General features: G+C 70.1%; 19 protein-coding genes (1 of these 19 cut by a window edge). 7 read left to right on the top strand and 12 right to left on the bottom strand.

All coding sequences use genetic code 11. The annotated features are described in order from the left end of the window. Positions 1–136 precede the first annotated feature (136 nt). The 5 genes from BGO91_RS12300 (at position 137) to BGO91_RS12280 (ending at position 5,640) form a co-directional block, all read left to right on the top strand. Complete coding sequence (locus tag BGO91_RS12300) at positions 137–1,804, top strand: ABC transporter substrate-binding protein (protein ID WP_290473037.1); 1,668 nt, start codon at positions 137–139, stop codon at positions 1,802–1,804. A 64-nt stretch (positions 1,805–1,868) separates the two neighbouring features. After that, entirely contained in the window at positions 1,869–2,852 is a 984-nt protein-coding gene (locus BGO91_RS12295) for an ABC transporter permease (protein ID WP_290473036.1), read from the top strand. Positions 2,853–2,861: 9 nt separating this feature from the next. Beyond that, positions 2,862–3,842, top strand: a complete 981-nt coding sequence (locus BGO91_RS12290; RefSeq protein ID WP_290473035.1) for an ABC transporter permease — start codon at positions 2,862–2,864, stop codon at positions 3,840–3,842. Further along, on the top strand, positions 3,839–4,711 hold the full coding sequence (locus BGO91_RS12285) for an ABC transporter ATP-binding protein (RefSeq protein ID WP_290473034.1): 873 nt from the start codon (positions 3,839–3,841) through the stop codon (positions 4,709–4,711). The genes BGO91_RS12290 and BGO91_RS12285 overlap by 4 nt, the downstream gene beginning before the upstream one ends. Further along, on the top strand, positions 4,708–5,640 hold the full coding sequence (locus BGO91_RS12280; protein ID WP_290473033.1) for an ATP-binding cassette domain-containing protein: 933 nt from the start codon (positions 4,708–4,710) through the stop codon (positions 5,638–5,640). The genes BGO91_RS12285 and BGO91_RS12280 overlap by 4 nt, the downstream gene beginning before the upstream one ends. A gap of 10 nt (positions 5,641–5,650) precedes the next feature. Here the strand turns inward: BGO91_RS12280 and BGO91_RS12275 are convergent, their stop codons facing one another. Continuing rightward, positions 5,651–6,460 carry a GSU2403 family nucleotidyltransferase fold protein gene (locus BGO91_RS12275; RefSeq protein WP_290473032.1) on the bottom strand — a complete coding sequence of 270 codons (810 nt, stop codon included), beginning with the start codon at positions 6,458–6,460 and terminating at the stop codon, positions 5,651–5,653. Then, positions 6,457–7,530: a hypothetical protein gene (locus tag BGO91_RS12270; RefSeq protein ID WP_290473031.1), complete on the bottom strand. Its 1,074-nt coding sequence runs from the start codon at positions 7,528–7,530 to the stop codon at positions 6,457–6,459. The genes BGO91_RS12275 and BGO91_RS12270 overlap by 4 nt, the downstream gene beginning before the upstream one ends. A gap of 158 nt (positions 7,531–7,688) precedes the next feature. Here BGO91_RS12270 and BGO91_RS12265 point away from each other — a divergent pair, with 158 nt between their 5' ends. Together BGO91_RS12265 and BGO91_RS12260 are read left to right on the top strand one after the other, a co-directional pair. Next, positions 7,689–9,140: an anaerobic C4-dicarboxylate transporter family protein gene (locus tag BGO91_RS12265; protein WP_290473030.1), complete on the top strand. Its 1,452-nt coding sequence runs from the start codon at positions 7,689–7,691 to the stop codon at positions 9,138–9,140. A 16-nt stretch (positions 9,141–9,156) separates the two neighbouring features. After that, positions 9,157–10,485, top strand: coding sequence for a M20/M25/M40 family metallo-hydrolase (locus tag BGO91_RS12260; protein ID WP_290473029.1), 1,329 nt, complete (start codon positions 9,157–9,159; stop codon positions 10,483–10,485). A 97-nt stretch (positions 10,486–10,582) separates the two neighbouring features. Here the strand turns inward: BGO91_RS12260 and BGO91_RS12255 are convergent, their stop codons facing one another. From BGO91_RS12255 to BGO91_RS12210, 10 genes are all read right to left on the bottom strand, one after another. Continuing rightward, positions 10,583–11,356, bottom strand: coding sequence for a GntR family transcriptional regulator (locus tag BGO91_RS12255; RefSeq protein ID WP_290473028.1), 774 nt, complete (start codon positions 11,354–11,356; stop codon positions 10,583–10,585). A gap of 36 nt (positions 11,357–11,392) precedes the next feature. Then, complete coding sequence (locus BGO91_RS12250) at positions 11,393–12,391, bottom strand: NAD-dependent epimerase/dehydratase family protein (protein ID WP_290473027.1); 999 nt, start codon at positions 12,389–12,391, stop codon at positions 11,393–11,395. Further along, entirely contained in the window at positions 12,388–13,176 is a 789-nt protein-coding gene (locus tag BGO91_RS12245) for a sugar phosphate isomerase/epimerase (RefSeq protein WP_290473026.1), read from the bottom strand. Before BGO91_RS12245 ends, BGO91_RS12250 begins: the two co-directional genes overlap by 4 nt. Next, on the bottom strand, positions 13,173–13,841 hold the full coding sequence (locus BGO91_RS12240; RefSeq protein ID WP_290473025.1) for a ThuA domain-containing protein: 669 nt from the start codon (positions 13,839–13,841) through the stop codon (positions 13,173–13,175). Before BGO91_RS12240 ends, BGO91_RS12245 begins: the two co-directional genes overlap by 4 nt. An 84-nt stretch (positions 13,842–13,925) precedes the next feature. Beyond that, positions 13,926–15,584 carry an ABC transporter substrate-binding protein gene (locus BGO91_RS12235; RefSeq protein WP_290473024.1) on the bottom strand — a complete coding sequence of 553 codons (1,659 nt, stop codon included), beginning with the start codon at positions 15,582–15,584 and terminating at the stop codon, positions 13,926–13,928. Then, positions 15,581–16,750 carry an ABC transporter ATP-binding protein gene (locus BGO91_RS12230; protein ID WP_290473023.1) on the bottom strand — a complete coding sequence of 390 codons (1,170 nt, stop codon included), beginning with the start codon at positions 16,748–16,750 and terminating at the stop codon, positions 15,581–15,583. Before BGO91_RS12230 ends, BGO91_RS12235 begins: the two co-directional genes overlap by 4 nt. Next, a complete protein-coding gene (locus BGO91_RS12225) occupies positions 16,747–18,822 on the bottom strand; it encodes a dipeptide/oligopeptide/nickel ABC transporter permease/ATP-binding protein (RefSeq protein WP_290473022.1) in 2,076 nt (691 codons plus the stop codon). Before BGO91_RS12225 ends, BGO91_RS12230 begins: the two co-directional genes overlap by 4 nt. A gap of 11 nt (positions 18,823–18,833) precedes the next feature. After that, on the bottom strand, positions 18,834–19,808 hold the full coding sequence (locus BGO91_RS12220; RefSeq protein ID WP_290473021.1) for an ABC transporter permease: 975 nt from the start codon (positions 19,806–19,808) through the stop codon (positions 18,834–18,836). After that, a complete protein-coding gene (locus tag BGO91_RS12215; RefSeq protein ID WP_290473020.1) occupies positions 19,805–20,521 on the bottom strand; it encodes a ThuA domain-containing protein in 717 nt (238 codons plus the stop codon). Before BGO91_RS12215 ends, BGO91_RS12220 begins: the two co-directional genes overlap by 4 nt. Before the next feature lie 11 nt (positions 20,522–20,532). Further along, positions 20,533–21,112, bottom strand: the 3' portion of a protein-coding gene (locus BGO91_RS12210) for a Gfo/Idh/MocA family oxidoreductase (protein WP_290473019.1). It continues 479 nt past the right edge of the window; only the last 580 of its 1,059 coding nucleotides appear in the window; its start codon lies beyond the right edge, outside the window — the gene reads right to left on this strand; the stop codon is at positions 20,533–20,535.

The raw sequence follows: 21,112 nt of genomic DNA, 5'->3' as shown, positions 1-21,112 counted from the left end.
TACGCATTTGGTCTATACCTAAAGCCGTAATCTTCTGGAAACAAAATACCTCTTGCTACCTCTAGTGACCGCTATGTATGCTCTCGGTCAACCCACCCCGATACCGAGGAGAAGTGAAGTGCACCCACGCAGGTCAATGAAGATGCGAGTGGCTGCGGCGCTGGCATCCGTGGCAGCCGTCACGCTGATCATCACGGGATGCGCCGGCGACGGCTCATCGAACACCAGCAGCAGCTCGCGCTACATCAACGTCTATTCCGGCAACCCGGGCAACCTCACCAACAACTTCAACCCGTTCGCCACCGACGTCGCCTACGGCGCGAACGGCGCGATCCTGGGCGCCGTCTACGAGCCCCTCTTCTACTTCAACTCCGCCAAGAACGAGAAGCCCCAGCCCTGGCTCGGCACGGAGTACACCGTCTCGCCCGACGGCCTCACCTACACCGTCACCCTGCGCGACGGCGTCACCTGGCAGGACGGCAAGCCGTTCACCGCCGCCGACGTCGCGTACACGTACAACCTGATCAAGGCGAACCCGGCGATCAACCTCTACGGGCTCAAGATCGCCGAGGCGAAGGCCGTGGACGACACGCACGCCACCATCACCCTCACCCAGCCGGACTACCCGAACGAGTACCGCCTCCTCGGGCTCACGTTCATCGTGCCCGAGCACATCTGGAAGTCGATCCCGGACCCGTCCAAGACGACCAACCAGAAGCCGGTCGGGACCGGCGCGTTCGACTTCGGCCAGTTCACGCCGCAGTCGGTGACGCTGACCGCCAACAAGGACTACTACCAGCAGGGCCAGCCGGGCATCCCCGGCATCCGCCTCGTCACCTCCACGGGCAACGCCGCGGCGCTCAACTCGCTCAACGCGGGACAGATCGACTGGGCCGGCATCGCCCTGCAGGACGTGCAGAAGTCGTTCGTCGACAAGGACCCGAAGTACAACAAGTACACGTCGATCCCCGCGGACATCAAGGTCCTCATGCCCAACCTCAGCAAGGCGCCGTTCGACGACCTGGCCTTCCGCCAGGCCCTCAGCCTGTCGATCGACCGCGACGCGATCATCAAGCAGGCCTTCGGCGGCACCGACACCCCGGCCAACCCGACCAGCCTCCTCCAGCCGCGCGACGAGGCGTACATCCCCGCCGCCTACAAGGGGAAGACGCTCGACCAGGACATCGAGCAGGCGAAGAAGATCCTCACCGGCGCGGGCTACAGCTACGACGGCTCCGGCAAGCTGCTCGGCAAGGACGGCCGCCCGGTGACCTTCAAGCTCAGCACCGTCACGGGCTACACCGACACCATCACGGCCAACCAGCTCCTCGTGCAGGACTTCGCCAAGATCGGCGTCACCGCGACCCCGGAGGAGCTGTCGCTCGGCGCCTACTCCACCGCCCGGCAGAACGGCACGTTCGACCTGCTGGACGACCGCATCCCGACCGGCCCCAACCCGTTCCAGCAGTTCAGCGACAGCCTCGACTCGGCCAAGAGCGCACCCGTCGGCAAGCCGGCGAACGCCAACTTCGTGCGGTTCGACGACCCGACGGTCGACGGGCTCATCGCCGAGGCGGGCGGGACCAACGACCCGGCTAAGCTGACCAGCGCCTACCAGGCGCTCGGCACCTACTTCGCCGAGAACCAGCCGTACATCATCCTGAGCCAGAACGGCGCGGTCACCACCTACCGCGACCAGTACTTCACCGGGATGCCCACGACGGAGAACCTCTGGGCGACGCCGTCCAACTGGCTCTCCGGCAACATCGGCTACATCGCGAAGTCGCTGAAGCCCGTCAAGTGACTCCCCGGTGCCCGGCGGCGGATCCCTTCCGCCGCCGGGCGCCCCGACCGGCGGGAACCCTCCTATGCGCTACTACCTGAACAAGCTCGGCTTCTACCTGATCGCCGCGTGGATCGCGATCACCCTGAACTTCCTGCTCCCCCGCCTGGTCAAGGGGAGCCCGGTCGACGTCATCCTCGCCAAGACGCAGGGCGTCGCCCCGATGCCGCCCGAGGCGCGCCACGCGCTCGAATTGCAGTTCGGCGTCTCGCACGATCCGCTGATCGTGCAGTACGGCCAGTACCTCCACAACATCTTCACCGGCAACTTCGGTCTCTCGGTGAGCTACTACCCCACCCCGGCCATCGAGGTCGTGATGCAGGCGCTGCCCTGGACCCTCTGCCTGGTCGGGCTCGCCACCGTCATCAGCTACGTCATCGGCATCGTGTTCGGCTCGTGGCTCGGCTGGCGCCGCGGCACCTGGACCGACGGCATCCTCCCCGCGTCGACGTTCTTCTCGGCGATCCCCTACTTCTGGCTCGCGCTCGTCCTCGTCTACGTCTTCGGGTCGATCCTGCACTGGTTCCCGGTGAGCGGAGGCTACGACCTCAACATCACTCCGGGCTTCACACCGGAGTTCATCGGCTCCGTCCTCCTCTACGGAATGCTCCCGGCCATCACGATCATCCTCGCCTCCGTCTCCGGCCAGCTGCTCGGCACCCGCAACATGATGGTGTCGACGATGGCGGAGGACTACGTGGTCACCGCCCGCGCCAAGGGCCTGCGGCCGACTCGCGTCTTCGGCTCCTACGCCATGCGCAACGCTCTGCTGCCGTCGGTGGCCGGGTTCGCCATGTCCCTCGGCTTCATCGTCAACGGCTCGGTCGTCACCGAGAGCGTCTTCGGCTATCCCGGCGTCGGCTTCACCCTGCTGACCGCCGTGCAGAACAACGACTACCCGCTGATGCAGGCGCTGTTCCTCATCATCACCCTCGCCGTGCTCGGCGCGAACCTCGTCGTCGACCTCGTCTACGGCTTCATCGACCCGCGCACCCGGCTGGCGAACTAGGAGAGCATCATGAGCTTCACGCAGCAAGAACTCGCCGACCCCGACCTCTCGGGCTCCGAGCCGGACGCGGGACCGCCGCGCACCGGGTTCTTCCGCGCCACCGGGCGCGCGACCGGCCGTCGGCGCACGTCCCGCGGCTGGAAGTTCTGGGTCGGGCTGGCGGTGTGCGTCTTCTTCGCCGTCGTGGCGATCGTCGCGCCCTTCCTCGTCCCGAACCCCAACCAGTCGAGCCCGGCCGGCCTCCAGCCGCCCAGCGCCGCGCACTGGTTCGGCACGACCAACATCGGCCAGGACGTCTTCGGCCAGGTGGTCGCCGGCACCTCCGGCTCGGTCGTCATCGGCGTCGTCGCCGGCGCGATCACGGTCGTCCTGTCGATGATCTTCGGCGTCGGCGGCGCCTTCCTCGGCGGCTTCTGGGACAACGCGTCCTCGCTGGTCAGCAACGTGTTCCTCGTCATCCCCGGGCTGCCGCTGCTGATCATCGTGACCGATTACGTCGAGTCGCGGGACATCGTCGTCATCGCGGTCGTCATCGCCCTGGTGTCGTGGGCCGGCGCGGCCCGCGTCCTCCGCGCGCAGACCCTCTCGGTGCGCTCCCGCGACTACGTCGACGCCGCCCGCGTCGCCAGCGAGTCCAACTGGCGCATCATGCTCCGCGAGATCCTGCCCAACCTCATGCCGATCATCGCCTCCCAGTTCGTCTTCGGCGCCCTGGGCGCCATCCTCGCCGAAGCGGGACTCTCGTTCCTCGGGCTGGGAGCCCCCGGCGGCAAGAGCTGGGGCAGCATCCTGTTCTTCGCGCAGAACGCCCAGGCGATCACGCTCGGCGCCTGGTGGTGGTTCGTGCCGCCCGGCCTCTGCATCGCCATCCTCGGCGCGGCCCTCGGCCTGATCAACTTCTCCATCGACGAGCGCATCAACCCGCGCCTGCGGACCGCCGCCATCGCGAAGCGCTCCCGCTCGTCCCGCCCGAAGGGAGCCGCCGCATGAGCGAGCCGCTGCTGCGCATCCGCGACCTCACCGTCGACTACGCCACCGACCGGCCGGTCCGCGCCGTCGACGGCGTCTCCCTCGACATCCACCCCGGCGAGATCGTGGGACTGGCCGGCGAGTCCGGCTGCGGCAAGTCCACCCTCGCCTACACGATCACCCGCCTCCTGCAGGCGCCCGCCGAGATCAGCGGCGGCTCGATCGAGTGGCGCCGCGAGGACGGCGGGACGACCGACATCCTCGGCCTCGGCGGCCGCGAGCTACGCGCCTTCCGCTGGCAGGAGATCTCCATGGTCTTCCAGGGCGCCATGAACGCGCTCAACCCCGTGCACCGCATCGGCCCGCAGATCGAGGACGTCTTCCTCGACCACCGCGCCGGCCTGAACAAGGCGGAACGCCGGGAGCGCGCCGCCGAGCTGCTCCGCACGGTCGGCATCCCGGTCGACCGCCTCCGCAGCTACCCGCACGAGCTGAGCGGCGGGATGCGCCAGCGCGTCATGATCGCGATGGCGCTGGCCCTCCGGCCGCGCCTCATCATCATGGACGAGCCGACCACCGCCCTCGACGTGGTGGTGCAGCGCAACATCCTGGAGGAGATCGACCGCCTCCGCAGCGAATTCGGCTTCGCCGTGCTCTTCATCACCCACGACCTCGGGCTGCTGCTCGAGATCAGCGACCGGGTCGGCGTCATGCTGTCGGGCCGGCTGGTGGAGGAGAACACTCCGCAGGCGCTGCTCGACGGCGCCGGCCACGACTACACCCGGCACCTGCTGAGCTCGTTCCCGAGCCTCCGCGGCGACACCCCGATCACCGGCACCCGCTATGTGGATCGCGGCCCGGCCACCCCACGAGAGGAGGCGCGCGCGTGACCACGCTCGACGCCCGTCACCTGAGCAAGAACTACCAGATCCGCGGGACCGGCCTGCGCGGAGCCACGCTGCGCGCCGTCGACGACGTGTCGCTGCTCGTGCGCCCCGGCGAGTCCGTGGCCCTGGTCGGCGAGTCGGGCAGCGGCAAGTCGACGATCGCCAAGATGCTGATCCGTCTCGTCGAGCCGACCGCGGGAGACGTCACCCTCGACGGCGAGCACATCGGAACGGGCCGCCGCGCCACCAAGGCATACCGCAAGCGGGTGCAGATGGTGTTCCAGGACCCGTTCTCGTCGCTCAACCCGTCCCTCCCGATCCGCCACCAGCTGGCCCGGCCGCTGCGCATCCACGGCATCGTGCGCACCCGCGCCGAGGAGGAGCGCGAGCTGCACCGCCTGCTCGACTCGGTGAACCTGGGCCCGGCGGCCGAGATCCTCGCCAAGTACCCGCACGAGCTCTCCGGCGGCCAGCGCCAGCGCATCGCGATCGCCCGCGCCCTCGCACCGCGGCCCGAGGTGCTCATCGCCGACGAGCCCGTCTCGATGCTCGACGTCTCCATCCGCCTCGAGATCCTGCAACTGCTCGACGACCTCAAGCGCGAGCGCAACCTCGCCGTGCTCTACATCACCCACGACCTCGCCACCGCGCGGCACTTCTCCACGCAGATCGTCGTGATGCGGCACGGCCGGGTGGTGGAGCGCGGACCGTCGAGCGCCGTCATCCTCGACCCCATCCACCCCTACACGCAGCTGCTGGTGCGCGCGGCGCCGGACCCCCGCTCGGAACCGTTCGTGATCGACCCGGACCGGCACCACGCCTCCCCCGACGTGCTCGTCTCCGAGGCCGACACCGGCCCCGCCGACGGCCGCCACTGGGCGCGCGCCTGGGCCGACGACGCGGCGGTGACGGAGCTGCTCGCCGGGGTCTGACGCCGGGCCTTCACACCCTCAGCGCAGCGAGCAGGTCGGAGGCGAGGATGCTCGCCGCCAGACCGACCGTCGCCGGGTCGCCGACCAACTCCTCCGCCGCACCGGCCATCCGCGGGCCGGCGGCATCCGGTCCGGCGGCGAAGTACTCGGCGAGGAATCCGATCGATTCCGTCGTGGTCGACGCGCTCAGCGGGTGGGCTGCGAGCAGGCGCAGATCGTCGGCCAGGGCCGTCGTTCCGATCGCGACCAGGATCCGGTACACGTCGTGGGCGTCCTTGTTCTCCACGGCGCGCTCGCCGGCGATCCGGTCCGCCAGTTTGTGGAGCTTGGCGACGAGGAGGGCTGCGGGCCCGGCGACCGCGATGTCGAAGGTCCGGGAGTCCGACGAGTCGAGCGACGAGACCGAGCGGGACGACTGGTCCACCAGCGCGGCTTCGAGCCCGGAACTCTTCCGAAGTGCGCTCCGATCGTGCGGAGGAGCGTGCACGGATCGGCGCCCGCTCCCAGCGATAGCCGCTGGGACCATCAGATCGACCTGGACCCCGTCTTTCGATGTCCAGACGCCCGGATTCCTGGAGACGCCGTGCTCGAAGCCGGCCGACATCATCGCCGCCTCGATCCGCGGATCGTCTCCCAGCGTCCGTGCATCGAACGCGAGATCCGCATCGATCGTGAACTCCGCCAGCGCGACGTCGGCCGCGCCCGTGTGCAGGTAGACCGCCTGGGCTCCGACGAGCACCACGGACTCCCGATGCGGCCCGAGCGCCTCGAGAGCGTCGAGCAGCGCTCGGCGCGCGCGGACGAGAATCGCGTCGGTCACGAGCGCCACTCGTCCTCGTGATCAGTCATCCAGGACAGGAGTTCCTCTGCTTCGCTGGGACTCCGGCCGGGGCCGTTCAGGAGATCGACGGCGACCTGCGACGGCGCCGCGACCACGAGGCCATCGGTGCGGGCCCGGGCCCCGACCAAGGCGACGTCGTCCAGCTTCGTCGGCTCCAGCAGGAAGACGTTGGCACCCTGGTCCGCACGTCGCAGATCCCACGTCTCGGCGATCGCTCGCGCATCCTCGGCGTAGAAGAAGGCCGAACGCACCGGGGCGTACGGAGCCCAGGTCGCCGCCGCGACGGATGCCGTGGCCGCGTACGGCACGGGCGCACCGGCCGCGCCGACCCGCTCGGTCAGTTCCTGAACGCCACGCGGTGCGATCCACGCGCTGACGCGATTGACCTCGAACGTGTTGAAGTCGGCGCTCCACGCCTCGAGAAGACGCCGCCAATCCGGGACGGTGAACGTCCCCGTGTCATCCCGCATCGTCACCAACCCCTCGCTCTCGAGATAGTCGACGACGCGATAGGTGGCGCCCACGGACGTCCGAGCGGCTTCGACCAGTTCCGTCGCCTTCCATGACCTCCGCCGGTCGACCAGCGCACGAACCACCCGCGCCGCCGGTTCGCCCTTGAGAGTGCCGCGCGGCCGCCCGGAGCGACGGAAGGGGTCGGCGTCCGCACCGACGTCACGAACGAACAGGCCGGGTCTCGCCGACGAGAGTTCGATGTTGCCCGTCGTGTCGGCGAACGAGAGCCCGCGGCCACGCAATTCCTCCCGCACCGGGGGCGAGAGGTAGCGGGCGGTGACCAGCCTGACCCCATCGGTGTCCGATGGTCCGGCCGAGGGCCGGAGGTTCGCCTCGATGCCCGCCAGGTCGCGTCGCGCGACGGTGTTCTTCGCGTCGACCATCACGCTCGTGGCGATGCCGTCCGGGGACGTCAGCACGAGATCCAGACCGGACGCTGGCGAGAGCGACCACCCGGCAGGAAGCCGTGCGGCCACGAGTTCGAGCGCGAGCCGTCGCGCTTCTGCCGGCGACATCGCGTCGATCGTCGGTGACATGCCGCTCCCTCCGTTCTCCCGGCTCCACTCTACGTGCCATTCGGGAAATTGGCACGTTCCACTGTCACCGGAACAAGGCATTTAACGGAATATCCCGGACGCCGGGCCTTCACACCGGCCGCTCCGTCGGGCATGCTGTCGCCGAGGGGGAGGTCGCCATGGAAGTCGTTCTCGTCATCCTGCAGGCATGCGTCGTCATCGGCGCGATCGTGCTCGGCGTGCGCGTCGGCGGGATCGGGCTGGGGCTGTGGGGAGTGGTGGGCACCGCGATCCTGGTGTTCGTGTTCCGGCTGCCGCCCGGCTCTCCCCCGGTCGACGCGTTCTTCATCATCATCGCGGTGATCACGGCGTCGTCGGCGATGCAGGCCGCCGGCGGCATCGACTTCCTCGTCTCGATCGCGTCGAGGATCATCCAGCGCAATCCCCGCCGGCTCACGTACGTGGCGCCGCTGGTGGCGTTCGTGTTCACGGTGCTGTCGGGGACGTCGAACATCTTCTTCGCCCTGATCCCGGTGATCTACGAGACGGCCTACCGCAACGGGCAGCGGCCGGAGCGGGCGCTCGCGGCGTCGACCGTGACCTCCGGGCTCGGGATCACGGCGAGCCCGGTCTCGGCGGCGATGGCGGCGTACCTCGTGCTGATGGAGGCCAAGGGGTTCGGGTTGCCGCAGGTGCTGGCGATCACGGTGCCGTCCGCGATCGTCGCCTGCATCGTGACCTCGTTCGTGCAGCAGCGGATCGGGAGGGAGCTGATCGCCGACCCGGTGTTCCGCAAGCGGGTCGAGGCCGGCACGGTCGAGGTGCCCGCGGCGCTGGAGGCGAGCTTCGCCGCCCGGACGTCGGGTGGCGCGGAGGCCGCGGCCGGTGCCGGTTCCGATTCCGGTCCCCACTCAGCCACGAAGGCCGCGCGGCGGACGAGCGCCGGCGCCGCCCCCGTCGAGCACACGGTGCCGCCGGGCGGCCAGACCGCGGCCTGGATCTTCATCGTCGGCACCCTCCTCGTCGTCGCGCTCGGTCTGTTCCCGGCCCTGCGCCCCGCCTTCCCCGATGCGGACGGGAAGCCGGTGCCGATCGGCATGTCCCCGGTGATCGAGATGGTGATGTTCACGGTCGCCCTGGCGATCATCCTGGTGCGCAAGGTCAAGCCGTCGCTCGTGGTGGAGCAGCCCCTCCTGCGCTCCGGCTACGTCGCCGCGGTCGCGCTGTTCGGCATCGCGTGGATGGCCGACACCTTCATCTCCGCCAACCAGAAGACGATCATCGAGCCGCTGGGTCAGCTGATCACCGCGCAGCCGCTGCTGCTGGCCGTCGCCCTCTTCCTCGTCGCCGGTCTGACCACCAGCCAGTCGGCGACGACCAACACCCTCATCCCGATCGCCCTGGCCGCCGGCCTCGCGCCCGGCGTCATCACCGCCATGTGGCCGTCGCTGATCGGCGTCTGGCTTTTCCCGGCCAACGGCTCGCAGATCGCGGCGGTGGAGACCGACCGCACCGGATCCACCCGGCTCACCCCGGTGCCGATCTGGCACTCGTTCACGATTCCTATGCTGGTCTCGTGGGTGTCCGTCGTCGTGTCGGGGCTGCTCATCCAGCTCGTCATCCCATCCTGAACCGTTAGGAGCGCCCGTGTCCGAAGCCGAAGCCCTCATGCCCGACGTCCTCGACCGCCTGGATGCGCTGGTGCGCATCCCCTCGATCGCCTTCCCCGGCTTCGACGCCGAGCCGGTCCACGCGATGGGCCGCGCGGTGGTCGAGCTCTTCGAGGCGGCGGGCGCCGACGGCGTGCGCCTGCTCGACGTGCCGGGAGGCTACCCCTGCGTCTACGCCGACCTCCCCGGGCCCGAGGGCGCGCCGACGGTGCTGCTCTACGCGCACTACGACGTGCAGCCCGCTCCCGCGAGCCAGGGCTGGAGCTCCGAACCGTTCGAGCCGACCCGCAAGGACGACGGCCGCATCTACGGCCGCGGCGCCGCCGACGACAAGTCCGGTCTCGTCATCCACTACGGCACCCTGCGCCTGCTCGGTCCCGACCGTCCCTGCCGGGTCAAGATCCTGATCGAGGGCGAGGAGGAGACCATCTCGCACCTGGAGGAGTTCGTCGAGGCGAACCCCGAGCTGATGGCCGCCGACGCCTTCGTTATCGCCGACCTCGGACCGCAGGAGGCCGGACGCCCCGCGCTCACCACGGCCCTGCGCGGCGACGTCGCGTGCACCGTCACCGTGCGCACCCTCGCCAACCCCGTCCACTCGGGCGAGTTCGGCGGCGCGGCCCCGGATGCGATGACGGCGATGATCCGCATCCTCGACTCCCTGCACGACGAGAACGGCGACACGGTCATCCCCGGCGTGGATGCGGGCGCCTGGCCGGGCGCCGACATGGACGAGTCCGCCTACCGCGCCGGCTCCGCCATCCTGCCCGGCGTCGACTACCTCGGCACCGGCTCCCTCTCCGACCGCATCTGGGCAAAGCCCTCGGTCACGGTGCTCGGGATGGACCTGCCGAACACGGCCGAGGCGTCGAACGTCCTCCTGCCGTCGGTCACGGCGAAGCTGTCCATGCGCATCGTCCCGGGCTCGGACGGCGACGCCCAGCTCGAGGCGCTGATGGCGCACCTGCGGTCGCAGCGCCCGTGGAACTGCGAGGTGGAGGTCGAGAAGGTGAAGGTGGGCCACGCCTTCCGGGTCGACGAGTCGCATCCGGCGATCACCTCGGCGATGGATGCGCTCGGGACGGCCTTCGGCGTGCCGGCCGAGTCGATCGGCGCCGGTGGGTCGATCCCGCTCGTCGCCTCGCTGAAGAAGGTGTCGCCCGACGCCGCGATCGTGCTCTGGGGCGCGGAGGACACCGCGCAGTCGCGCATCCACGCCTCCGACGAGTCGGTCGACCCGGAGGAGATCCGCCGGATGATCGACGCGCAGACCCTCTTCATCCGCGAGTTCGCCGCCGCCCGCTGAGGCCGTGCCCCGGCACATTCGTGCCGAATGTCGACTATGCGGCTCGCATAGTCGACATTCGGCACGAATGTGCGCAGCGGGTCAGCGGGTCAGCGGGTCAGCGGGCCCGGGCGAAGTTCGTGCGCAGCCGGTAGCGCTCGCCCGCGTACGTGATGGTCGAGACGAAGATCGGGTGCTCGCTGTGGTCGACGGCCACCTGGCGCATCACGAGCACCGGCTTGGCGAGGTCGAGCCCGAGGTGCTCGGCGATCGTCTCCGTCGACTCGCGGGCCTCGATCGTCGCGTCCGCGCGCAGCGGTTCGACACCCGCGTCCGCGAGCGCCTGATAGAAGGAGGCCGTCGCGAAGTCGACCTGCTCGAGCGACGGGGCGAGCGCGGTCGGGATGCGGGTGACGTCCACCGCGATCGGCACGCCGTCGAGCAGCCGCACGCGCTCCAGGTGGAAGAGCGGCGTGCCGGGGGCGACAGCCAGCTCCTCCGCCTCGTCGAGGGTCGCCGGCTTGGTCTCGGCGCGCAGGACGAGCGACGTCGCCGACAGCCCCATCCGCGTGGCCGTCTCGGTGAACGACTCGAGGCTGTTCGGGAAGTCCTTGCCGACCGACGGGGTCTGCGCGACGTACCAGCCACGGCCGTGGGAGGCGCTGAGCACGCCGTCCTCGACCAGCTGGCTCAGGGCCTTGCGCAGGGTGACCCGCGAGATGGAGAGCTGCTGGCAGAGCTCGCGCTCCGGAGGCAGCCGCATCCCGGGCTTCAGCACGCCCGCGGCGATCTCGTTGGTGATCAGGTTGATGACCTGGATCCACAGGGGTTCGGGGTAGTCGGGGCGGATGGCGGCGACCGCACTACCCCCGAGTGTCTCCGGCTGCGTCACAGTGGCTATCCTCCCCTTGCCGATCGCGTGCCTCATTCATACCACTCGGGAACCGTGAGGCGGCGAGGCAAGCCGGTCGAACGCCGCAGCGAGCTCTGTGCTCACCTCCCGCGCCGCGGGATGGGCGTCGTGGTGACGCACCACCTGCCGCGCCCCCTCGGCGAACGAGACCCGCGGTGCGAAGCCGGGGACGAGCCGCCGCAGCTTCGTGGTGTCGAACAGCATCGTGTGCCGGAAGTCGTGCTCGAGCACCTCGTCCCAGCCCGGGATCTCCGCGGCGATCGTCTGGCTCGAGCGATGGACGAGCAGCGGGTCGCGCACGCCGGCGGCCCGCGCCAGCTCGAGGTGGATCTGGTCCCAGGTGAGCACCTCGCCGCTCACGACGTTCACGCTCTCGCCGATCGCATGGCCCTCGCCGAGCAGGGGGACGAAGGCGCGGGCGAAGTCGCTGGAGTGCATGAGGGTCCACAGCGAGGTGCCGTCGCCGTGGACCACCACGGGCTCGCCGGCCCGCATCCGCTCCACCGCCGTCCAGCCCGACAGCAGCGGGACGGTCGTCTCGTCGTAGGTGTGGAACGGGCGCACGATGGTGACCGGGAAGCCGTGCTCGCGGTGGGCCTCCTCGAGCGCGAGCTCGCACGCGATCTTGTCGCGCGCGTAGCCGAACACCGGCTGCCGTCGCGGGCTCGACTCCGTGATCGGGAGGAGCGGCACCGGCCGCCCGAACACCGAGCAGGTGGAGATGAGCACGTACTGGCCGGTGCGCTCGCCGAAGTACTCGACGTGGCCGTCGAGGTCGGCCGGGGTGAAGGCGACCCAGTTGACCACCGCGTCCCACCGCTCGTCGCCGAGCAGCGCGCGGAGGGCGGCGGGATCGCGCACGTCGCCGTTCAGTACGCGCGCCCCCGGCGGCACCGGCCGCCGGGGCTCGGAGCGGGTGACGATCGTGAGCTCCGCGCCCGAGGCGACGGCTTCGTGCGCGGCGGCCGAGCCGATCATCCCGTTGCCGCCGAGGAAGAGGATGCGCCCGCTCATGCGGTCCTCCCCGTGGAGAGTCCGGCGCCGACCAGGTGGCGGTACGACTGCTCGAGCGCGTCGATGGTGTCGACGCTCAGCCGCTCCAGCTCGACGATGTGCCAGCGCAGGCCGGAGGGCGCGGTCAGGATGCGCTCCCAGTCCATCGCGCCCGCTCCGATCGGGACCATGACATCGTCCTCGTAGCTGACCGCGGGGCCGTCCTTGATGTGGACGAGCCGGGCGCGGTCCCCGAGGCGGGTCAGCACCTCGGCCGGGTCGGCACCGCCCATGCGCGCCCAGTACGCGTCGAGCTCGATGACGACCCGGGGGTCGAGCAGCTCGAGCAGGAGGTCGTAGGCCTGGCGCCCGTCGAACGCGTTCGCGAACTCGGCGAAGTGGTTGTGATACGCGATCGTGAGCCCCCGCACGGCCGCGTTTTCGGCAGCCTCGTTGATGCGCCGGACCCCGGCGGCGATGGCGGCGGGCGAGTCGAACTCCTCCCGCTCCATCGACCAGACGAGCGTCTCCGCCCCGAGTGCCTCGGCCGTGTCCAGGATGCGGTCCGCCGACGCCCCCGCCGGGAACGGCGTGTGGGCACTCGTGATGGCGAGCCCCGCGGAGTCGGCGGCCGCGCGCACGCGCTCCGGTCCGTACTCCTCGACCAGCCCGTACGTCTCGACGCCGAGGTAGCCGATCTCGGCGACCCTCGCGAACGTCCCCTCCAGATCGGCGAGTCCCTGCTCCAGGATCGTGTATCCCATGACGGCGATCGGCGCGGCCGTCGTGACGGACCCGGCGCTCACAGCGCGCCCGCCGTCCACTGCAGGGCGCGGCGGACGAGCTCCCGCACGGGCGGCTCGCCCCAGGCCCGCAGGTCGTGGCCGAGGGCCAGGTAGACGACCCGGCCCGCCCCGACCTCGCGCGCGTACATCACGGGGATGACGGCGCCGTCGGCGCGATGGCGCTGGGCGAGCACCTGCACGTCCTCGTCCGCGAGCTCGAACTCGTAGTACTCGTCGAAGAGGTCGAAATCGGCCATCCCGGCGGTGATGGGATGCTCGCCCACGATCTCGATCGTGTGGCGGCCCTCGTGGTGGCCCGGTCCGTGCGACAGGTACCGGTTGCCGAGCAGCCCGAACATCGGCCGGTCGGCGGGGTCGAGACCGTCGCCCTCCCAGCCGAGGATGTTGGCTCCGTGGACGCCCACGAGGCCCTTGCCTCCGGCGACGGCCGCGGCGAGCGCCTCCTGCTGCGCCGTCGGGAACTGGCCGCCGGAGGTGTAGAGCAGGTAGGTGTCGGCGTCGGCGGTCTCCGGCCGGGCGTCGACGAAGCGGTTCATCCCCATCCCGCGCCGGGTCACGAGGCCGGCCTCGATGCCCAGTTGCTGGTACACCTGCGAGGCGGTGAGGAGGTCGTGGTGGATGTCGTCGCCGTTCACGACGACGAGTGCGGATCTGTTTCGGCTCATCTCGTCTTCTCGTTGTCCACACCGCGGGCGGACCGGTGGTCGCCGGCCCGCCCGCGGATCGTCATTCCCGATGCTCCCGGAGGTTCAGGAGACCGGCTTCAGCTTCAGCGCCACCACCGGGTTGGGGTAGGGCGCGAAGTACGGGTCCTTCTCGCTGGGCCAGCCGGTGACCTTCGCGCTGCTCCAGTCGCCGTAGTTGCCCCAGTAGAACATCACGATCATCGGCAGCTGGTCGATCCAGATCCCCTGCAGCTTCTCGAGGATCGCGGAGCGCTCCTCGTCGGTGGTCGCGAGCGGGTACTGCGCGAACAGCTCCTTCGCGACCGGGTCGTTGAAGCGCTCGATGTTCTCGAACGTCGGCGTCGCCTGCCCGACCGGGTAGTACTTGTTGGGGTTCATCATCGAGTCGTAGATGTTGAACGCGCGGGGCGCGGGGCCGACCGGGTAGCCGATGGTCGACTGGAAGGTGCCGTCGGCGGTGATCTTGTTGATGTCGTTCACCGACGTGGTGTCGATGTCGAGCTTGATCCCGATGTCCTTCAGCTGCGAGACGAGCACCTGGGCGCGGGCGGCGATGTCGGTGTACGACGCGGGGAAGCTCACCGAGAACTCGACCTTCTTGCCGTCCTTCTCGTAGAAGCCGTCGGAGCCCTTGGTGTACCCGGCGTCCGTCAGCTGCTTCTCGGCGGCCGGCTTGTCCTGCTTGAAGTCGAGGCCCTTGTACTTCGCGGCGACCTCGCTCTCGAACGCGGGCATCGGCAACCCGGTCTGGCTCGTCGCCGGCGGCGAGTCCGTCGCGGCTCCGACCTGCGCGCGGTCGACGCCCAGGCTGATCGCGCGGCGGACGGCGATGTCGCTGAGCGGCCACTTCTCGAGGTTCGGGATCAGGCCGTCGGAACCGACCACGGGCGCCCAGTAGTGGTTGTCCTTGCTCTTGGAGAGGTAGGTCTTCTCGGCGTCGGCGATGTAGGTGCCCGACCAGTCGGCCTGGCCCTGCACGAGCGCGTTCGTCTGGCCCTGGTTGTCCTTGTACGGGATGAACCGGATGCCCGCGATCTTCGCCGGGTCCTGCCAGTAGTCCTTGTTCGTCTTGAGCACGAAGCTCTGCGGCGAGAACGTGTCGAGGACGAACGGGCCGGTCCCGACCGGGTTCTTGTCGACGTAGGTGGTGGGATCGCCGACCTTCGACCAGATGTGCTTGGACACGATCGCGGCCGAGACCAGCGAGGTGAACTTGGTCTCCGACGGGGAGGCGAAGGTCATCACCACCGTGTCGGGGTCGGGTGCGGTGATGGTGTCGAAGTCGACGCCGCCCACGTTGAGCGCCGGGTACTTCTTCAGCATGTCGTAGGTGAAGACGACGTCGTCGGCCGAGAACTTCTGGCCGTCGGTCCACTTCACACCGCTCTGCAGGTGCAGGGTGAGCGTCTTGTTCTCGTTCGACCACTCCCACGACTTGGCCAGCCAGGGGATGTCCTTGCCGATGTCGACGTTGTTGATCTGCACGAGCGGCTCGTAGATGAAGCCGCCTGCGCCCTGGTTCGTGTAGGTCGCCCCCTGCGCCGTGTTCGGCAGGTACGGGTTGAAGGACTGGGTGAGGCTGTCGGACTGACTCGCCACATTGAGGATCAGTCCGTCACCCGAGCCCGAGCCGTTCGACGAGCAGGCGGCGAGCGGTACGACGAGTGAGGCGGCGAGCGTCGCGCCGATGACGGCGCGGCGCACGGACCTTCTGCGATTCATTGCTGGTCTCCCTTGGTTTCGGTTGTCGCTGGAGCGTCTGAGGGGGCCGCGTGGGGCCCGGTGGTGATGCGGCGGCCGGCCGGGCGCACCGGGCCCAGGCCGTAGGCGACCGCGTTGTCGGCGCGGCCGGCCGCGGCCTCGGCGTCGTCCGCGTAGAGCCAGCACTTCGCCCACTGGCCGTCGTCGAGCGCGAAGGCCGGCGGCGCGTCGGTGCGGCAGCGCTCCATGGCGAACGGGCAGCGCGGGTGGAAGCGGCAGCCGCTCGGCGGATCGATGAGGCTCGGCGGCTGCCCGATGTCGCGCGGGCGCTCGTCGTCGGGCCTCGAGGGGTCCGGCGCGGAGGCGATGAGCAGCTGGGTGTACGGGTGCGCGGCCTTCTGCGTGACCGTCTCGCTCGGTCCGGCCTCCACCAGCTGCCCGGCGTACATGACGCTGGTGTCCTCGGCGAAGTAGCGTGCAGAGGCGATGTCGTGCGTCACGTAGAGCAGGGCGACGCCGCGCTCCTCGACCAGTCGGCGCAGCAGGTTGAGCACGCCCAAGCGGATCGACACGTCGAGGCTCGACACGGGCTCGTCGGCGAGGAACACGTCCGGGTTCGCCGCGAGGGCGCGCGCGATCGAGATGCGCTGCAGCTGTCCGCCCGAGAGCTCGTGCGGGTATTTCGCGGTGAACTGGCGCGCAGGGCGCAGGCTCACCTGGCCGAGCAGGTCGTCGATGATGCGGGTCTGCTCCTTCGCCGACGCCTGCGGGTGATGGATGCGCACGGCGCGCGTGAGGGTCCTGGCGATCGTCGCCACGGGGTTGAACGACCCGAACGGGTCCTGGAGGATCAGCTGCACGCGGCTGACGTGCTCGCGCAGCGACCGGCCGCCCTTCACGCGCACGGTCCGGCCGCGGTACCGGATCTCCCCGCTCGTCACCGGGTGCAGCTGGGCGAGCAGCCGGGCGAAGGTGGACTTGCCGGATCCCGACTCCCCCACCAGCGCCATGATGCGCCCCGCGTGGAGGGCCAGCGACACGTCGTCGGCGGCGTGCACCACCCGCTTCGGCCCCCGGGAGAAGAGCCCGCCGCGTGCGGCGAAGTGCTTGGTGACGTGCAGGGCCTCCAGCACCGGCACGTCGGGCTGCTCGGGCGCGGCGGCGGCCGTCGTCTCGATCGCGGTCATCGGGCGTCCTCCATCTCGACGGCGTCGCGGCCGTCCTGGGCGGGGCGGTCGGGCGCGGTGCCGTCGCCCTCGTAGAGCAGGCAGGCGGCCTCGGCCTGGCGCCATTCGGCGGGTCCGGAGAGCTTCAGCAGCTCGGGGACCACCTCGTGGCAGCGGTCGAAGGCCAGCGGGCAGCGCTCGGCGAACGCGCATCCCGCGGGCAGGCGGCGCAGGTCGGGCGGCGACCCCGGGATGCCGGCGAGCTCGCGCTTCGGGCCGGACAGGGTCGGGAACGACGCGAGCAGCCCCTGGCTGTACGGGTGCCGCGGATTGCGGTAGAACTCCGAGGCGTCCGCCAGCTCGACCACGCGGCCGGCGTACATCACCGCGATCGTGTCCGACAGCTCGATGAGCAGGGACAGGTCGTGCGTGATGAAGACCACGGCGAAGCCCAGGCGGTCCTTCAGCTCGATGATCTTCTCGATGATCTGACGCTGGATGACCACGTCGAGCGCGGTCGTCGGCTCGTCCATCACGATGATCTCGGGGTCGAGCGCGAGTCCGACCGCGATCATCGCGCGCTGGCGCATGCCGCCGGAGAGCTCGTGCGGGTAGGCGTTCACGCGGTCGGTCTGGATGCCGACGAGCCCGAGCAGCTCGACCACCCGCGCCGCGCGCGCGGCCTGCGACATCCCGGGCCGGTGCGCCCGCAGGACGTCGTCGATCTGGGCGCCGACGGTGAGCACGGGGTTGAGCGCGTGCATCGCCGACTGGAACACGATCGAGAGCTCCTCCCAGCGGAAGTCCCGCAGGTCGGAATCGCCCATCGCGAGGATGTCGGTCACGGAGCCGTCCGGGTTCGTGTAGAGCATCCGCCCGCTGGTGATCTGCGCCGGCGGCTTGTGCAGCCGCGTGATGGCGTACGCCAGCGTGGACTTGCCGGAGCCGGACTCGCCGGCGATGCCGAGCACCTCGCCGCGGCGGAGCGCGAGCGACACGTCGTTGACCGCCGGCGTGACCGAGGACTCCCCGATGTAGTCGACGTGCAGGTTCTCGACGCGGAGGATGACGTCGCTGGTCGCCGGGTCGAACGGGCGGTGGGCCGCGCGCTCGCCCCGCCCCCGCGCCGGGCGACGCACGATCTTGGCGCGCTGAGCGCGGGCCTGGGCCTTCTGCGCCTTCCTGGTGCCGATGCCGGCCTGACGGAGCCGCGGGTTGATGAACTCGTCGATGCCGAAGTTGACGAGCGAGAGGCCGGTGCCCAGCAGCGCGATCGCGAGACCGGCGGGGACGAACCACCACCACGCCCCGGTGAGCATCGCGCTCGACACCAGCGCCCAGTAGAGGATGGTGCCCCACGACCACTCGGTCACGTTGGTGAGCCCGAGGAACGCCAGGCTCGCCTGCGTGAGGATCGCTCCGGTGACGGTGCCGAGGAAGCTGGCCGCGATCACCGCGATCTGGTTGGGGAAGATGTCGCGGAAGATGATGCTCGACGTGCGCTCGCCGGTCGCGCGCGCCGCCTCCACGAAGTCCCGTTTGCGCAGCGAGAGCGTCTGGGCGCGCAGCACCCGGGCGCCCCACGCCCACCCGGTGATCGAGATGACCAGGATGATGCCGAGCGATCCCGATTTCGGCAGGTACGAGGCCAGGATGACCGTCAGCGGCAGCGCCGGGATCACCAGGAAGACGTTCGCGAGGAGGGACAGCAGCTCGTCCGAGAGACCGCCCAGATAGCCGGCGGCGAGGCCGACGATCACCGACAGCACGGTGGCGACGATCGCGGCGCCCACGCCGACGAGCAGCGAGATCTGGGTGCCGTACAGCATCTGCGAGAGCACGTCCTGGCCGGTCTGGGTCGTGCCCAGCCAGTGCTCCGGGCTCGGCGGCGCCAGGGTCTGCTTGCTCACGGCCGACGGATCGTACGGCGCGATCCAGGGTCCGATGATCGCGAGCACGCAGAACACGGCGACGATGACGACGCCTGCGAGCGTCCACGGCCGGCGGAAGGCGCGCAGCCAGGCGAAGCGGGAGGTGGGGGTGTCCGTCTCGCCGGACTCGGCGTCGGCGACGGTGGCGGTTGCGATGGCCATGGGATGCGCTCTCAGCTCTCTCGGGTGCGGGGGTCGAGGAAGACGTACATGAGGTCGGCGAGCATGTTCGCGATCAGCACCGTGATGGTGATGACCAGGAAGATGCCCTGCATGAGCGGGTAGTCCTGCGCCTGCGCCGCTTTGAAGAGCACCGTGCCGATGCCGGGGTAGTTGAAGACCACCTCGGTCACGATGGAGCCGCCGACCACGAAGCCGAGCGACATCGCGAAGCTCGAGAACGACGGCAGGATGGCGTTCCGTGCGGCGTAGGTGACCATCACCCGGCGCTTGGAGAGCCCCTTCGCCTCCGCCAGGCGCACGTAGTCCTCGCTGAGGGTGGTGACCATCATGTTGCGCATCCCGATCAGCCAGCCCCCGATGGAGGCGACCACGATCGTGAGCGCGGGCAGGATCGCGTAGTACGTGGCGCTGCCGATGAAGCCGATGTTCCAGCCGATCGTCTCGGTCACCGAGTAGCCGCCCGAGAGCGGGAACCAGTGCAGCACGATGGAGAAGATCAGCACGACGCAGATCGCGAACCAGAAGTACGGGATGCTCGACAGCAGCGTCGTCACCGGGATGAGGCCGTCGAGCCAGCTGCCGCGCTTCCAGCCGACGATCATCCCGAGGCCCGTGCCGATCACGAAGCCCAGGACGGTGCAGACGGTGATGAGCACCAGGGTCCAGCCGATGCTGCTCGCCAGCACGTCGGCCACCGGCGTCGGGTAGTAGGCGTACGAGATGCCGAAGTTGCCGCTGAACAGGTTCTTCCAGTAGTCGAGGTACTGCTGCCACAGGCTGGCGTCGCTCTGGCCGAACAGCACGCGGAGCGCCTCGATGGCCTGCGGCGACAGCTTGCCGTGGAACTTCGCGATCAACGCGTCGGCGGGGCTGCCCGGCATGATGCGCGGGAGCAGGAAGTTGAGGCTGATCGCGGCCCAGGCGGTGATCAGGTAGAAGACGGCTCGTCTCAGGAGCACTCTCATGGCAGGATGCGGTCCTCGGTCTCGGTCGGACGGGTGGGGTCGGTGGTGGATGCGGGGGTGGAGGCGGCGGTCGGCTCGGTGAGCCACCGCGCGGCGCCGGCGACCAGAGCGCGGACGCCCTCGGAGGCCCACGCGCGCAGATCGTGGCCGAACTGCAGGTAGCAGACGCGGCCCCGGCCGTAGCGGTGCGCCGTCACGAGCGGCTCCCGCCCGTACGGCGCCTCGCGCCAGGCGAGCACGTCGGCGCCGGGCTGCAGCGCGAGCCGGTAGTGCTCGTGCTCGAGGTCGAACGGCTCGACGCCGGCGGTCACGGGATGCTCGGCGAGGTGCACCCGGTAGCGGCTCTCGTGCGGGCGCGGTCCGTGGTCGAGGTAGCGCGCGCCGATCAGCCCGGCGAGGGCATCGTCGGCCTCGGCGCCGTCGTCGAAGTACGCGGTCGAGTGCACCGCGAGGAGGCCGGTGCCGGCGGCGACGGCATCCTGCAGCCCGGCGCGCTCGCGCGGTCCCAGGTCCCCGGCCGCGCGGTAGAGGGCGATGACGGCGTCGCCGGGTGCGCCGGGTGCGCCGGGTGCGCCGGAGGCGAGGGATCCGCAGCCGATGCGCACCCGCGTCGCGAGGCCTTCCTCGGCCAGCAGCTCCTGGAGCTCGACGCCCGCGCCGAACAGATCCTCGTACACGTCGTCCCCGGTGAGGACGACCGTCGCCGTCGTCATGACGTCCCCCTTCACCAGGTCGACCGCAGTTCGCCGACCGGCGACCACAGCCCGTCGGCGACCCCGGTGGTCAGGGCGTTGTCGTAGACGCCGAGCGGCAGGCTGACGCGACCGCGCGACCGCGCGCTCTCGTACGTCGCGAAGATGATCTCCGCTCCGGCGAGCGCGTGGCGCACGTCGAGCACCGGCTCCGTGCCCCGCTGGAGCGCGTCCACCAGGTCGGCGACGGCCGCCTCGGTGCAGGCGAAGATCGCCGGGTCGATGCCGTGGTCCCATGTCGTCGCGTCGGTCTCGAACGGGGTCGGGAAGCGCATCCCGTCGGCGCCGAAGCGCTGCACGACGGCCTCCTGGCCGTTCACGACGATGCGGCCGCGGGTGCCCTGCAGGATCAGCCCGAGGTTGTTCTCCCTGTTGAGCACCGGCGTCGCCGGCTCGCGGCCGGTGGAGATCGTGGCGCGCACCCCGTCCTCCCAGGCGATCTGGGTGACGGAGGAGGTCTCGACGAAGACGCCGTAGACGAAGCGGTTGGTGCTCACATCGGCCTGGCCGAGCACCGAGTCGGCGGGTGCGTCGTGGCGGTAGAAGAGGGCG

The organism is Leifsonia sp. 71-9, assembly GCF_001898805.1.
Lineage (GTDB): Bacteria > Actinomycetota > Actinomycetes > Actinomycetales > Microbacteriaceae > Leifsonia.
Note: the sequence above shows the minus strand (reverse complement) of the source record. Positions and strands in the feature narration are given on the sequence as shown.